This window comes from Candidatus Nomurabacteria bacterium (assembly GCA_023898525.1).
Classification (GTDB): Bacteria; Patescibacteriota; Minisyncoccia; order Phycocordibacterales; family UBA918; genus OLB19.
In genome coordinates this window covers 465,587-478,499 of the sequence record CP060227.1, presented here as the reverse complement: position 1 = coordinate 478,499, position 12,913 = coordinate 465,587, and the positions used below count along the sequence as shown (strand labels likewise).

Here is a 12,913-nt window from a genome sequence, read left to right as displayed (position 1 = left end):
ATATGTTTTTGTCTGACGTCGACATCATGAATGGGGTAAAAAGGGGGGCGCTTATTATCGAGCCTTTTCGTGAAGAACAGTTGCAGCTCGCTAGCTACGATGTGACTTTAGGTAATGAGTTTGAAGTAGTCGATAGACATTTGGTACAAGCGTCTGATCCGGCCAGGAAGGTTTATCCTTCTACCCGTAAGTTTCGTATCGAGGATGATGATGAGTTTGTACTTCATCCGGGAGAGAATGTGCTAGGGAAGCAACGGGAGTTTATTGGGGTCGACAATGAGCACTTGATCTTGCTTTCCGGTAAAAGTAGCTTGGCACGGATTGGGCTGGTGGTGCACAACACCGCTATGCTTTTTAATCCGGGACACAAATTCTACCCGACCTTTGAGCTCGTGAATGCCAGCAATATTCCGATCATTCTTCGTCCGGGGATGCAGATCGCGCAGTTATTGTTTGCCAAGCTTTCCTCTCCAACTAGCAAGTCTTACGAAGATGTTGGGCGCTATGACAGCGAGAATTCAAACCACTTCGCAGAGCCGAAGAAGTAATTATAAAAAAATGTACAGCCATAAATCCGCAGAATACAAAAATCCTTTTCAAGCTATTATAGATAACGGAAATTTTGATAGCATCCATACCAATAAGGAGGACATTTTTTATCAAGATAACGATATTTCAGCTTTTATTTCTTCTAAGCAATGGCCAAACAATCCTGGTAATGTAATTATTATTCCAAACACAGATTATGAGAATATTTACGATATACCAGATAATCTATTAGCTAAAATTCATATTTTTTCCAAAAAGGTAGCTATTGCTATGAAGGAACTTTATAAATGTGACGGTGTTAGTATTCGGCAGCATAACGAACCAGCTGGAAACCAAGAGGTGTGGCACTATCATCTACATGTCTTTCCAAGATATGAAGGAGATGATTTGTATTCACTACATAAACAAAGCTTTTCGTCAGACCCAGTTTCTAGAGCAGAGTTCGCTACTAAATTGAAGGATTACTTTAACAATAATAATTAAAAAATCATGTCAAACAAACATCCAGAATACCAATACTTAGATTTAATGCAGGAGCTTTTAGAAAAAGGTGATCGGCAAGAAGATTTAATGACAGGAGATGTAACTCATAGTTTGTTTGGTCGGCAGCTGCGCTTCGACCTCAGCGAAGGTTTACCACTTTTGACCACTAAGAAAGTTTACTGGAAAGGAGTGTTGCATGAACTGTATTGGTTTATGTCTGGGCAGACCAATATAAAGTATTTGGTAGATAATAACGTGCATATTTGGGACGATTATCCTTTCCGTATCTACAACAACAAGCGTGAAAAAGAAGGTTGGCCGGAAATGACTAAAGAAGAATTTATTGAAAAGATTGCGACTGATGATGAGTATGCGACCAAGCATGGGGAGCTACCGCGCATATACGGTGAAATGTGGCGCAAATGGCCAACCAAAGACGGTCGAGGAATTGATCAATTGCAGTGGGTGGTAGACGAAATCAAGAAAGATCCACATGCTCACAATACCTTGGTAAATAGTTGGAATCCTGAATATTTGTATAGCATGGCTAAGCCAAGCGAGGCTAGTCAGTTTCCGATTTGTCACAATATGTATCAGGTGAATATAAAAAACGGTCGACTTTGTCTGCAGCTTTACCAGCGTTCAGCCGACATCTTCCTTGGAGTGCCTTTTAATATCGCTAGTTACTCACTTTTGACTATGCTTTTAGCGAAGATTACTGGTTATGAACCAGGGGAGTTTATTCATACTTTTGGTGATGTGCACATTTATGAAAATCACAAAGAACAGGCTAAAGAACAAATGTCTCGTGAGCCGATGAAATTCCCAACTGTTATCCTTAGTGATGAGATGACTTCTTTAGATGATTTCAGACCAGAACATGTGACACTAAATAATTATGAGTCACATCCTCCGATAAAAGCTCAAATGGCAGTGGTAGGGGGAGTAGATCATAAGATTGAGGGGGATTAAAATTGAAGCTATAAAATTTATAAAAACACAACCTCGTAGGTATTAATACCAGCGAGGTTGTTACACTATTAGTTAATGTTAGATTTCCACGGTTTCTTCTTCGTGCCGAACCGGGTCTGGGTATTCTAAATGTGCTAGATAAATTGTTGTACCGCCTAAGATCGCAAACAAAATAAGAGCCAAAGAAACTGGATTTAGTCCAATTTCTGTAAGTAAGACCACAAGGGACATTACCGATAATAGCAGAAAGAACCAAGAAAAATCCAACATAGTAGAACTTTCTTTTTTGTGGGCAAGTAGCCAAATAAGCATACTTACTCCCACAAAAAAGATTGAAAATAGTAACAATGATAAGCAGTTGTTGTTGTTAAGTATATTATCAACAATGATATCGTCTATTTTCATTGCAATTCTCCCCTAAAGATTTAAAAAACAAATTACTTATCCAGGTAATGACCGCGATAGAGCTGCTAAACCAATAAAAAATGAACTTACAGCAGCTATTACAGCCAACAAATTTACCGGTTCGGGAGTGCCAGCTAAAAATGCTACTGTCACTACCATGACTATTGCGCTTAGTGCGGCGACGATTGTTTTCATATTTCTCCTCAAAGAACGTATTTAGAAAGTGTTTATTATAGTATGAAAAAGGGATCTTGTATAGAGGTAAAAGGTCGCCCAGCCCTCGCTTGCGAGGGCTGGGCGACCTTTTACCTCTCTCTATGCTATAATTTTTACCAATAAGCTAAATTACCATGATCTAAATTAACTCGTTCAAAAAATTCAGTTGAGGCAGATTATTACTTTTAAGCTATTTATCATGAACGAATACAAATTTATCAAAGACCAAGACGAAGAAGTCTATCGTGCGCTAGAGGGTGAGGAGGAGCGAGAACGTAAGGGGGTAGAAATGATCCCAAGCGAAAATTATGCTTCACGAGCTGTGCGCGAAGCGGCTGGTTCTATTTTTACCAACAAATACTCAGAAGGGTACCCGGGACGTCGTTACTACGGCGGTCAGGAATTTACTGACATCGTCGAGACGATTGCCATTGAGCGAGCTAAAAAATTATTTAACGCCAAGTTTGCCAACGTACAACCTTTGGGCGGAGCTAATGCTAACGTAGCGATGTACTTTGCTCTAATGGAGCCGGGGGATACGGTTTTGGGTATGGATCTGGGTCACGGCGGACATCTTACCCACGGTCATCCAACTACTACCATTAATAAAGTCTTCAACTTCGTACGCTACAAGATGAAAAATGTCGATACCGGCGAGATTGATTATGACGAGCTTCGTGAAGTGGCGCTTAGAGAAAAACCGAAGATTATTTTGGCCGGTTTTTCCGCTTATAGTCGTGAGCTTGACTACGCTAAGTTTGTAGATATTGCTAAAGAAGTGGGTGCTTATACGGTGGCTGACATGGCGCACATTGCGGGACTAATCGCTGGTGGGGTAGCTAAAAATCCGTTTGATGTCGGCTTTGATGTTATTACCACTACTACGCACAAGACGCTGCGCGGGCCACGAGGCGGAATGATATTGGTGAGGGAAGATGAAGAAATTGCCAAGAAGATCAACCGGTCAGTCTTTCCAGGGATGCAAGGTGGGCCACATATGCACATCATAGCAGCCAAGGCGGTGGCTTTTGGTGAAGCTCTCACTCCCGCGTTTCAAGAATACAGTAAGCAGATCTTAAAAAATGCCAAGGCGATGGAGTTGGTGTTTAAGTCGGCTGGTATTAGGCTTTTGGGTGGTGGTACAGACAACCACTTGCTTCTGGCTGATGTTTACGACTCCCTTGGAGTGACCGGACAAGAAGCGGAGACAGCTCTTGATGAAGTGGGTATCACTTTAAATAAAAATATGATTGCAGATGAGTCCCGTACCGCTCTTGATCCGTCTGGTATTCGCTTTGGTACACCGGCTATGACCACGCGTCTTATGAAAGAAAGGGAAGCGACTAGACTGGCTGAGATAATGGTTGAAGTTTTGCATGCTAAAGATGATAAGAAGAAAAAGGTTGAATTCAGGCAAGAGGTGGAAGAAATATGTGAAGCCTTTCCGGTGCCAGAGCGGTTTGTTTAGAAACCGTTGCTTTATTCGGTGCTGTATGCTACTTTTGTGGCGGAGGTGGTGACATCTTTTAATTATAAAGATTTATCGAAATAAACACCGTCTTCTGGAGTGGTTGCTTCATTTTTCTTGTTCTGATAGGTTTATTCGTGAGAAGTAGCCACTCTATCCCTGCCTTTGTGTAAGACGCAATGTGCAGGTTTTTGTTTCTTTTTTAGATATTTGTGGTATTCTGATTATTAAACATGACCCTAGGACCGTCATGTTGTTGCGGAAGTATTTTTCCTCTTGCCCCAAACTTACTGGGGCAAGAGGTTCTTTATTAAACTTTGACACATTTACAACTTTTTGGCCGTGTGTCATCATTAAAATTGACGCATGGTGCGTCGAACTACTTCTCTTTTTACAACCTACGCGGTTATGGTCTTGCTTTATTTGACTATAACTGTGTAGGTTCTCTTTTTTATAATATGGCACAATAGATTTAACAATGGAGAATTTTGATGAGAAATTAATTGAGCCAAAAACTGGCCGCCTTGCGCGTTTTGCAAAATCGCACTGGTTAACAGTGGTCTTTCTTTTTGGTTTTGTAACCGATTATCTACTTCTAAATCGGATTGATGATAAGTTGGATAATTTTATTCTACTAACTTATGTGGTGTTGGCCACGGCTTCACTCTTGCTTTTTTATCTTGGTGTAGCCGGGCGTCTTGGTGACTGGTGGACCGCAAAGCTTAGGCACTACATGCCGATGTTGATGCAATATTCCTTTGGTGGACTTTTGTCTGGTATGTTGATCTTCTACGGTCGAAGCGGTGACTTTATTTCCAGTGCTCCTTTCTTTGCTTTGATTATTGGAGTAATTGCTGTTAATGAGTTGGTAAAGAAACAATCAGAACGACTTGTTTATAATCTGGCTGTCTACTTTGTTGGAGTTTTTTCTTATTTTGTTTTGGTAGTGCCAGTCTTGGTTGGTGAGATGAGTAATTTAATCTTTTTTGGTAGTGGGTTGTTGGCTCTGTTGGATGTAAGTTTAACCATACACACTCTGTCAAGGATTATTCCAAATTTTATAAACCTTCAAAAAAGATTGTTGGTCTTCACTATTGCCAGTTTGTATGCGGTATTTAATGGATTTTATTTTTTAAACATCATTCCACCGATTCCGTTGTCGCTGACCGAACTTAATATTTATCAATCGGTAGATAGAAGCAGTCTGGGTGATTATCGCATCACCAAGGAGAAGCAGTCTTGGTTTGAGTATCTACCATTTGTGCCCGATTATTTTCATCCGGTTGCAGGGCAGGGGGCGACTTGTTTTGCTCGGGTCTATGCGCCGACAAAGTTGACAACTGAGATTGTACATCGTTGGGAATACGTAGATAAAAATGGAGACTGGCAGGAGCATTTTAGTCGGTCGTACAAAATAACCGGAGAGAATAAGAACGGCTATCGTGGCTATACAACCGTGACTTCGGTTCATGATGGCAAGTGGCGCTGTATAGTGGAGAATAAGCGGGGACAAGTGTTGGGTAAGAAAACTTTCGTGATTGATAGTACAAAGTCACCGCAAGGATTAGTGACAGTTGTAGAATGACAAATAATTGGGTATTCTGTGGTTTATGAAAGGAGTAATTGAAGTGGCTATTGATGATGTTTTAAATGGGCTGGGGTTGGACTCAGCTGATTTTGTGGTGGAGCATCCGGCTGATATGACCCATGGTGACTATGCTTGTAATGTGGCGATGGTGGTGGCGAAGCAGGTGGGGAAAGCGCCGCGCGGAATTTGGGGGCCCATTTCCCCGCGGCGCTCGAAGGTCAAATCGAGTACGTCGACCGAATCGAGATCGCTGGTCCTGGTTTTCTAAACTTCTATTTAAGTCGCGATTTTTTCACAGCGGAAATCGCTCGTATCAATAACTCACCGGAAGAGTGGGGGAAGAGTGATTCATGGGCTGGTAAGAAGGTGCTAGTGGAATACACTGACCCCAACCCTTTTAAAGAATTTCATATTGGACATATGTTTACCAATGCGGTAGGTGAAAGTATTGCTCGTTTATTTATGATGAACGGGGCTGACACCAAGTGTGTGAACTACCAAGGGGATGTTGGACTTCATGTAGCCAACGCCATCTGGGGAATGAAGAAAATTGGTATTGATAGAGATCAAGAATTTTCGGCTCGCGAGCTTGGTCAGGCTTATGCTCTCGGGGCAACCGCATATAAGGAAGATGAGACAGCTCAAGCAGAAATTCGTGATATCAATAAAAAAGTCTACGAACGGTCTGATGAAGAAATAAATAAGTTATATGACGCTGGACGACGTGTGTCTCTAGAGTATTTTGAAACTATTTACCAGACTTTAGGTACTAAGTTCGATAGTTATTTTTTTGAAAGCGAAACCGGTCCGTTAGGGAAGGAGATTGTAGTATCTCACCCTGAAATATTTCCCGAAAGTGATGGGGCGAGAATCTTTAGAGGTGAAGATCACGGTCTTCACACTCGGGTGTTTTTAAATAAAGAAGGTTTGCCGACTTATGAAGCCAAAGAATTGGCCTTAGCAAAACTTAAGGAAGATCGACTAGGTGAATATGATCTATCGGTGGTTAGTACTGCCAATGAGATAAATGAATATTTCAAGGTTTTGAAAAAAGCTCTAAGTTTTATTTATCCAGACTTAGCTGAAAAGACTGAGCATATAGGGCATGGGATGGTACGCCTAACGACTGGAAAAATGTCTTCTCGGACTGGAGATGTGATAGCGGCCAATGATTTTATTGATGATGTAACAGAAACTGCTTTGGCAAAAATAGCCGAAGGAAAAACTGAGCCAAATGGAGAGCTAGCTAAAGACGTTGCTATCGCGGCTATTAAATACAGTACTTTGCGAGGAAGTATTTTGCAGGACTCAATTTTTGATAAAGAAAAAGCTCTGTCTTTTGAAGGGGATTCTGGTCCGTACTTGCAATACACACACGCGCGTATTGCAAGTGTCTTGGAAAAAGCTGAAACGGCTGGCTTGGCAGAAAATATCGCTAATGCACCTGATACTCCGTATCAAGTTGAGCGAATTATTTACCAATTCCCAGAAGTGATTGAGATAGCGCTACAAGAGCGAGCGCCGCATAAAGTAGTGGGGTATTTGACCGAACTAGCTGGTGAATTCAACTCTTTCTACGGCAAAGAAAAAATTGCTGACACGACCGACGAGCATGCTCCGTACAAGATCGCTTTAGCTAAAGCGGTAAAAACTACTCTCAAAAACGGTCTTTGGGTCTTGGGTATCAAAGCCCCGGAGAGAATGTAAAATGAGCAAACGAGCATAGCGGTCAGAATTTGCCCAAGGGCAGAACAAATTCTGACATAAGTAAATTATAGTCGTTACACTCCTTAATTTTACTTAACTATTGCGAATTTTCTCCGAAAAAATTCCTTTCCTTCGGAATTTTTCGGAGCACAACCACTATGTTTTACTTAGGCAGACACAATGAAATTTTCGACCTACAAGGGAGAAAATGAATATGTAGTCGCCAAGTAAATCTAAAATACCAATTTTATTCCCAAAAAATTTTCTGAGCATAACCACTTTGTTTACTTGTCTTAAAATAAAAACAACCCCACCGATGTTTTGGTGGGGTGTTATATTTTTATAACCTTGATCAAAATATATTGATGTTTTCATGCTGAATTACATCAATAAATCCTATACTTAGCGCCTCTGTGGGTGAAATATAGCGATTAAAGGTCTGATCTCCTTTATTCATCAACTTTTCAATTTCAACAACATTAAGCTTCAGGGTTTTTTCGTAATACGAAAGAATGGTTTTGCGTGTAAGAATCAAATCTTCTCGTAGTTGACTTAATTCTTCTTCTGTACTGGCGGTAACTCTTGCTACGCTGTTGGAATGAAGTAAAAAATCTGAATAAGGTAGACATACTTTGATTTCACAGCTCAGCAAAATCAAAGTAGCTGCAGAATGACAACTGCCAACTACGATACCTTTGACAGGTTTTTTAATAACATATTTAATTACGTCACAAAGTTTTAAAGCTGAAATGATATCGCCACCACCACTGTTTATAAGTAATACTAATGGTTCTGTTGTAGTTTCTTTTAATTCAGATTTAATTTGAAACTCCAGCATTTTGCTGGCTAAGTTGCTAGTTTTTTCTGAGGTTATTGCTCCTGTTAAGGTTAAGATATTTTTTGCATCAAACCAATCATTTACTATGTCCATTTTTTCTCCCTTACATAGATTTAATGTGTTAGAAAGTTTTTGTTTAAGTACACTTCTCCTTTTTTATATAATAGAAATATTTTTATGTCAATATTTTTGGCTAGCCAAAATCACCACTCATGATAGTATGTAAAAACATGTCTGATACACATGTTTATTAAGTATTTATTGAAATTTGAGCTTATTAATTTGTAAAGAAAATAACTGAGGAACGACCTTTCTCGTCGCTCATCGCTCCTCTTTAAGGTCGCACCTCCTTTATTTTCTTTACTTTGGTTTAATCTTCAATAAGTAATATGTCTGATATACATAAAAACTAATTTGAATATGAAAGATAAAAAAGTACACGGTCGTGAGAACGATTCAGTTGAGGTGGTGAAAGAAGTAGAGAAGTCTGAGGTAGCTTTGCGGGAGGAAGAGGTACAGGCTTTTTGGGAGGAGAATGATATTTTTAATAAAAGTGTAGAGAAGCCGGCGGGAGAGAGTCCTAAAGGAGATTATATTTTTTATGATGGACCGCCGTTTGCAACTGGCTTGCCACATTATGGTCATATAGTGCCGGGCACTATAAAAGATGCAATCCCGCGTTTTTGGACGATGAATGGCTACCGCGTAAGGCGGCAGTGGGGTTGGGATTGTCATGGTTTGCCCCTGGAGAACTTGATTGAGAAAAAACTTGGCCTAGCCAACAAAAAAGATATCGAGGACTACGGTATCAAGAATTTTAATGAAGCCGCTAGGGAGGCGGTCTTGGAGTATGCGGATGATTGGCGACAGATTATCCCGCGCCTTGGTCGGTTTGTCGACATGGAAAATGATTACAAGACCATGGACTCAAACTACACCGAAAGTGTGTGGTGGGTATTTAAGCAACTCCATGAAAAGGGGCTGGTGTATGAAGGATTTAAGAGTATGCATCTTTGTCCACGCTGTGGGACGACTTTGTCTAACTTTGAGGTGAATCAAGGTTATAAGGATGTGAAGGATATCGCGGTGACGGTCAAAATGCCACTACTGGATGAAAACGGTAATAAGACTGATACCAGTATCTTGATTTGGACGACGACCCCGTGGACTTTGCCAGGTAATATGGCAATTGCGGTCAATCAAGAGTTGGATTATGTGAAGGTTTCTGTTCTAAACTCAACTATTCCTGACAGAGTGGGTGCTGATGGAGAAATAAAAAAGGAAATTAAATACGAGAATGTAATTTTAGCCAAAGGTCGATTGGCTCAATTGGGTGATTTGCCTTATGAGGTGGTAGAGGAAATGAAAGGTTCAGACTTGCTAGATCTGTCATACGAGCCACCGTTCAATTACTTTGAAAATTTATGGGCAACACCTAGAGGCCCAAAAAGAATAGATGATTTTAATGAGGAGAAAGAAAAAGAAAAAAAAGCTTGGAAGATTTACCACGCGGATTTTGTCGAAATTGGTGAGGAGGGGACTGGGGTCGTGCATTTGGCGCCGGCTTATGGTGAGGACGATATGAATGTAGCTAAGGAAAATAATATTCCTATCGCACACCATGTTGATTATGGTGGGCGGTTTATGGATTTTGTGACTGACTTTGCTGGGCAATTAGTGAAGCCAAAAGATGACGATGAAGCTCGGGTGTCGCACTTGGATGCGGATATTGAAGTCTTGCGTCACCTACAAACAGCTGGAAAGATTTTCAAGAAAGAAAATATCACTCACAGTTACCCGCATTGTTGGCGCGACAGCACACCGCTTTTAAATTACGCGACTACATCGTGGTTTGTGAAAGTAACTGACATGAGAGATGAGTTGGTGGCCGCCAATAATAAAGTGAAGTGGGTGCCGGATTATGTCGGACAAAACCGCTTTGGCAAGTGGCTGGAAGGGGCACGCGACTGGGCGGTGTCTAGGCAGCGTTATTGGGGTGCGCCACTGCCGATCTGGAAAAATGAAAAGACTGGTGAATATAAGGTGTTCGGTAGCATGGCTGAGATGCAGGAATTTGTGCCCAAAAGTGGCAATAAATACTTTATTACCCGTCACGCTGAATCAGCTTTGAATACCAAAGAGACTTTAAATGTGGATGTGGCGGTTGAGAATGGTATTACTGATAAAGGTAAAGAGCAGGTAAGTGAGTTGGTAGAAAAACTAAAAGCCGAAAAGATTGATCTTATTTATTATTCTCCACTACAACGCACGAAAGAAACGGCAGAGAAAGTAGCGGAAGGACTAGGTTTGTCTAAGGAGGTTTTAGTGGCGGACGAACGTTTGCTTGAAGTACGGTTTGGTGAATTTGATGGCAAGACTGTAAGTGAATATCACGCTTTTTTTACGACTGGAACTGATCGTTTGACCAAAACTCCAGAAGGAGGAGAAAACTGGACGGATGTGAAAAGACGAGCGGGTGAATTGTTGAATGAAATTGAAACAAAGCATAAGGATAAGAATGTTTTGTTTGTTTCTCATAACGGGACTTTGCAGATGTTGCAAGCGGTCGCCAAAGGTGATGATTTTGAAACTTTAGGAAAGATTATTGAGGAAAATACCTACGACTTAAATAACGCAGAGCTCAGAGCTTTGCCGTTTGTGCCATTTCCTCATAACGACAGCTACGAACTCGATTATCATCGACCATATATCGACGATATTAAGTTGTATGAAGACGGGGAGGAATTAAAGCGAGTGCCGGATGTCTTTGACTGTTGGTTTGAGAGTGGGTCGGTGCCGTATGGGCAGCTTCATTATCCGTTTGAAAATAAGGAAAAGTTCGAGGCAGAGCGTTTCCCGGCGCAGTTTATTGCTGAGGGTCTAGATCAGACTCGGGGGTGGTTTTACTCCATGCTCGTCTTAGGGGTGGCGCTTTTTGGTAAGTCGCCGTATGAGAATGTGATTGTAAACGGATTGGTTTTGGCGGAGGATGGAAAGAAAATGAGTAAGTCATTGCAGAACTATCCTGATCCGATGGAGCTCGTGGGTCGCTTGGGGGCAGACTCGATGCGGTATTATCTTTTGTCTTCGCCGGTAGTGCATAGTGAAGATTTGAGCTTCGCCGAAAAAGACGTGCTTGAAATACAACGGAAGAATATCGGACGACTTCATAATGTACTGGCGATGTATGAAATGTTTGCGGATGGTGGTGAGGAAGCCCGGGGGGCTTCCGAACCGCGCCACGATTCCAATAATGTTTTAGATCGCTGGATCGTGGCGCGCCTCAATCAACTGATCGCCGAATCAACTGCTGGTTACAAAGCTTATGAGCTCGATAAAGCCGTGCGACCAATTACTGATTTTATTGATGATTTGTCCGTGTGGTATCTCCGCCGCTCACGTGACCGTCTCAAGGGTGAGGATGTGGAAGACAAGAAGCTAGCGCTTGGTACCTTGCGCTATGTCCTTCGTGAATTAGCCAAGGTAATGGCACCGGCCATGCCTTTCTACGCTGAATATCTATACCGAGCAGTGCGAGATGAAAGTGAGGCAGAGAGCGTGCACTTGGCTAAGTGGCCAGAGACCGGGTCTGTTAATGAAGTTTTACTTGATTGTATGAGGACTACCCGTGAATTAGTGACCTTGGCTTTGGAGCAGCGCACACGATCTGGAATAAAGGTACGACAACCACTGTCGTCTTTGTCGGTCTCTAAACCGGTTGATTCAGAGTTATTAAGTGTGATTGCAGACGAGGTTAATGTAAAGACGGTTACAGTCAACGAAACTCAGTCTGAAGTAGTGGTACTCGACACTAATATTACTACCGAATTGAAACAGGAGGGAGAGGCGCGTGAATTGATTAGGGTTATACAGGATATGCGTAAAGAGTCTGGTCTCAAGCCCCAGGACGTAATTACTCTGACCATAGCCACATCACCAGCTGGTGAGGAGATGGTAAAAGCACAGCTAGATATAATCAAGAAAGTGGTTGGAGCGAAAGAAATCACATTTACCACAACCAAAGGAAAAGAAATCCAAATTGGTGATAATTCATACCTAATTTCTATTGTTAAGGTTTAATGTCATACCAAACCTACATCACAGAGGCGATAGTTTGCGGTAGTTTTTTGCACAATACCGCTGATAAGGTATTTGTGCTTTTTACCCGTGAGGCAGGCATGCTCTATGCTACTGCCCGTAGTGTGCGCGAAGAGCGGTCGAAGCAGCGGCCGGCCTTGCAAGAGTTTTCTCAAATCAGAGTCTCTTTAGTGAAAGGTAAGCAAGGTTGGCGAATCGGTAGTGTTGTTCCAGGGCCAAACTATTTTGCTACAGCTAAGAGTCGTGAGGCTCGTGGTAGTGTGGTCATGCTTATGAAGACCTTAAGGCGGTTTGTCCATGGTGAGGAGGCGCACTCTTTACTTTTTGACTTCTGTGTTGGTGCCTCGCGTCTTTTGATTAGTGAGTGTCAAAAGCGCAGCTTTCTGGAATTGGCGGTGCAATTAAGGATTTTGGACGAGCTTGGCTATGTTGATTCAAAAGATATTCCCAAAAACTTCAAGGTGGCCCCGGCCAGTACCTTGGCTGAATATGAATCTGAGTTGTCAGCTGAAAAAATGAAGAAACTAATAGACAACGCAGTTGCGAATAGCCACCTCTAATTACTGTTTGATAATGATATAATGGCTGG

Annotated in this window: 12 protein-coding genes; 9 read left to right on the top strand and 3 right to left on the bottom strand. The window is 41.7% G+C overall.

Annotation, left to right across the window (positions count from 1 at the left end):
* Positions 1 to 2: 2 nt before the first annotated feature.
* Genes dcd through H6779_02085 form a run of 3 tightly spaced genes read left to right on the top strand, consistent with a single transcriptional unit; the run spans position 3 to position 2,004 of the window.
* Entirely contained in the window at positions 3 to 548 is a 546-nt protein-coding gene (gene dcd, locus H6779_02095) for a dCTP deaminase (protein ID USN88216.1), read from the top strand.
* A gap of 10 nt (positions 549 to 558) precedes the next feature.
* Positions 559 to 1,032, top strand: a complete 474-nt coding sequence (locus H6779_02090; GenBank protein ID USN88215.1) for an HIT family protein — start codon at positions 559 to 561, stop codon at positions 1,030 to 1,032.
* 6 nt (positions 1,033 to 1,038) lie between these two features.
* Positions 1,039 to 2,004, top strand: coding sequence for a thymidylate synthase (locus H6779_02085; protein USN88214.1), 966 nt, complete (start codon positions 1,039 to 1,041; stop codon positions 2,002 to 2,004).
* Positions 2,005 to 2,082: 78 nt separating this feature from the next.
* Here the strand turns inward: H6779_02085 and H6779_02080 are convergent, their stop codons facing one another.
* Both H6779_02080 and H6779_02075 read right to left on the bottom strand, forming a co-directional pair.
* Positions 2,083 to 2,409: a hypothetical protein gene (locus H6779_02080; GenBank protein ID USN88213.1), complete on the bottom strand. Its 327-nt coding sequence runs from the start codon at positions 2,407 to 2,409 to the stop codon at positions 2,083 to 2,085.
* A gap of 36 nt (positions 2,410 to 2,445) precedes the next feature.
* Positions 2,446 to 2,604 carry a hypothetical protein gene (locus tag H6779_02075; protein ID USN88212.1) on the bottom strand — a complete coding sequence of 53 codons (159 nt, stop codon included), beginning with the start codon at positions 2,602 to 2,604 and terminating at the stop codon, positions 2,446 to 2,448.
* A gap of 220 nt (positions 2,605 to 2,824) precedes the next feature.
* On the opposite strand from H6779_02075, the gene H6779_02070 reads away from it, so the two are divergent.
* From H6779_02070 to argS, 4 genes are all read left to right on the top strand, one after another.
* Positions 2,825 to 4,093 (top strand): serine hydroxymethyltransferase, encoded by a 1,269-nt coding sequence (locus H6779_02070; GenBank protein ID USN88211.1) that lies wholly within the window; start codon positions 2,825 to 2,827, stop codon positions 4,091 to 4,093.
* 478 nt (positions 4,094 to 4,571) lie between these two features.
* A complete protein-coding gene (locus H6779_02065; GenBank protein ID USN88210.1) occupies positions 4,572 to 5,678 on the top strand; it encodes a DUF2914 domain-containing protein in 1,107 nt (368 codons plus the stop codon).
* 25 nt (positions 5,679 to 5,703) lie between these two features.
* On the top strand, positions 5,704 to 5,949 hold the full coding sequence (locus H6779_02060; protein USN88209.1) for a hypothetical protein: 246 nt from the start codon (positions 5,704 to 5,706) through the stop codon (positions 5,947 to 5,949).
* Positions 5,868 to 7,388 carry an arginine--tRNA ligase gene (gene argS / locus H6779_02055; protein ID USN88208.1) on the top strand — a complete coding sequence of 507 codons (1,521 nt, stop codon included), beginning with the start codon at positions 5,868 to 5,870 and terminating at the stop codon, positions 7,386 to 7,388. The genes H6779_02060 and argS overlap by 82 nt, the downstream gene beginning before the upstream one ends.
* 352 nt (positions 7,389 to 7,740) lie before the next feature.
* On the opposite strand, the gene H6779_02050 is transcribed toward argS, so the two are convergent.
* On the bottom strand, positions 7,741 to 8,319 hold the full coding sequence (locus tag H6779_02050; GenBank protein ID USN88207.1) for an ATP-dependent Clp protease proteolytic subunit: 579 nt from the start codon (positions 8,317 to 8,319) through the stop codon (positions 7,741 to 7,743).
* Positions 8,320 to 8,646: 327 nt separating this feature from the next.
* On the opposite strand from H6779_02050, the gene H6779_02045 reads away from it, so the two are divergent.
* Both H6779_02045 and H6779_02040 read left to right on the top strand, forming a co-directional pair.
* Entirely contained in the window at positions 8,647 to 12,306 is a 3,660-nt protein-coding gene (locus H6779_02045) for a class I tRNA ligase family protein (GenBank protein ID USN88206.1), read from the top strand.
* Positions 12,306 to 12,884: a recombination protein O N-terminal domain-containing protein gene (locus H6779_02040; GenBank protein ID USN88205.1), complete on the top strand. Its 579-nt coding sequence runs from the start codon at positions 12,306 to 12,308 to the stop codon at positions 12,882 to 12,884. The genes H6779_02045 and H6779_02040 overlap by 1 nt, the downstream gene beginning before the upstream one ends.
* Positions 12,885 to 12,913: the final 29 nt, after the last annotated feature.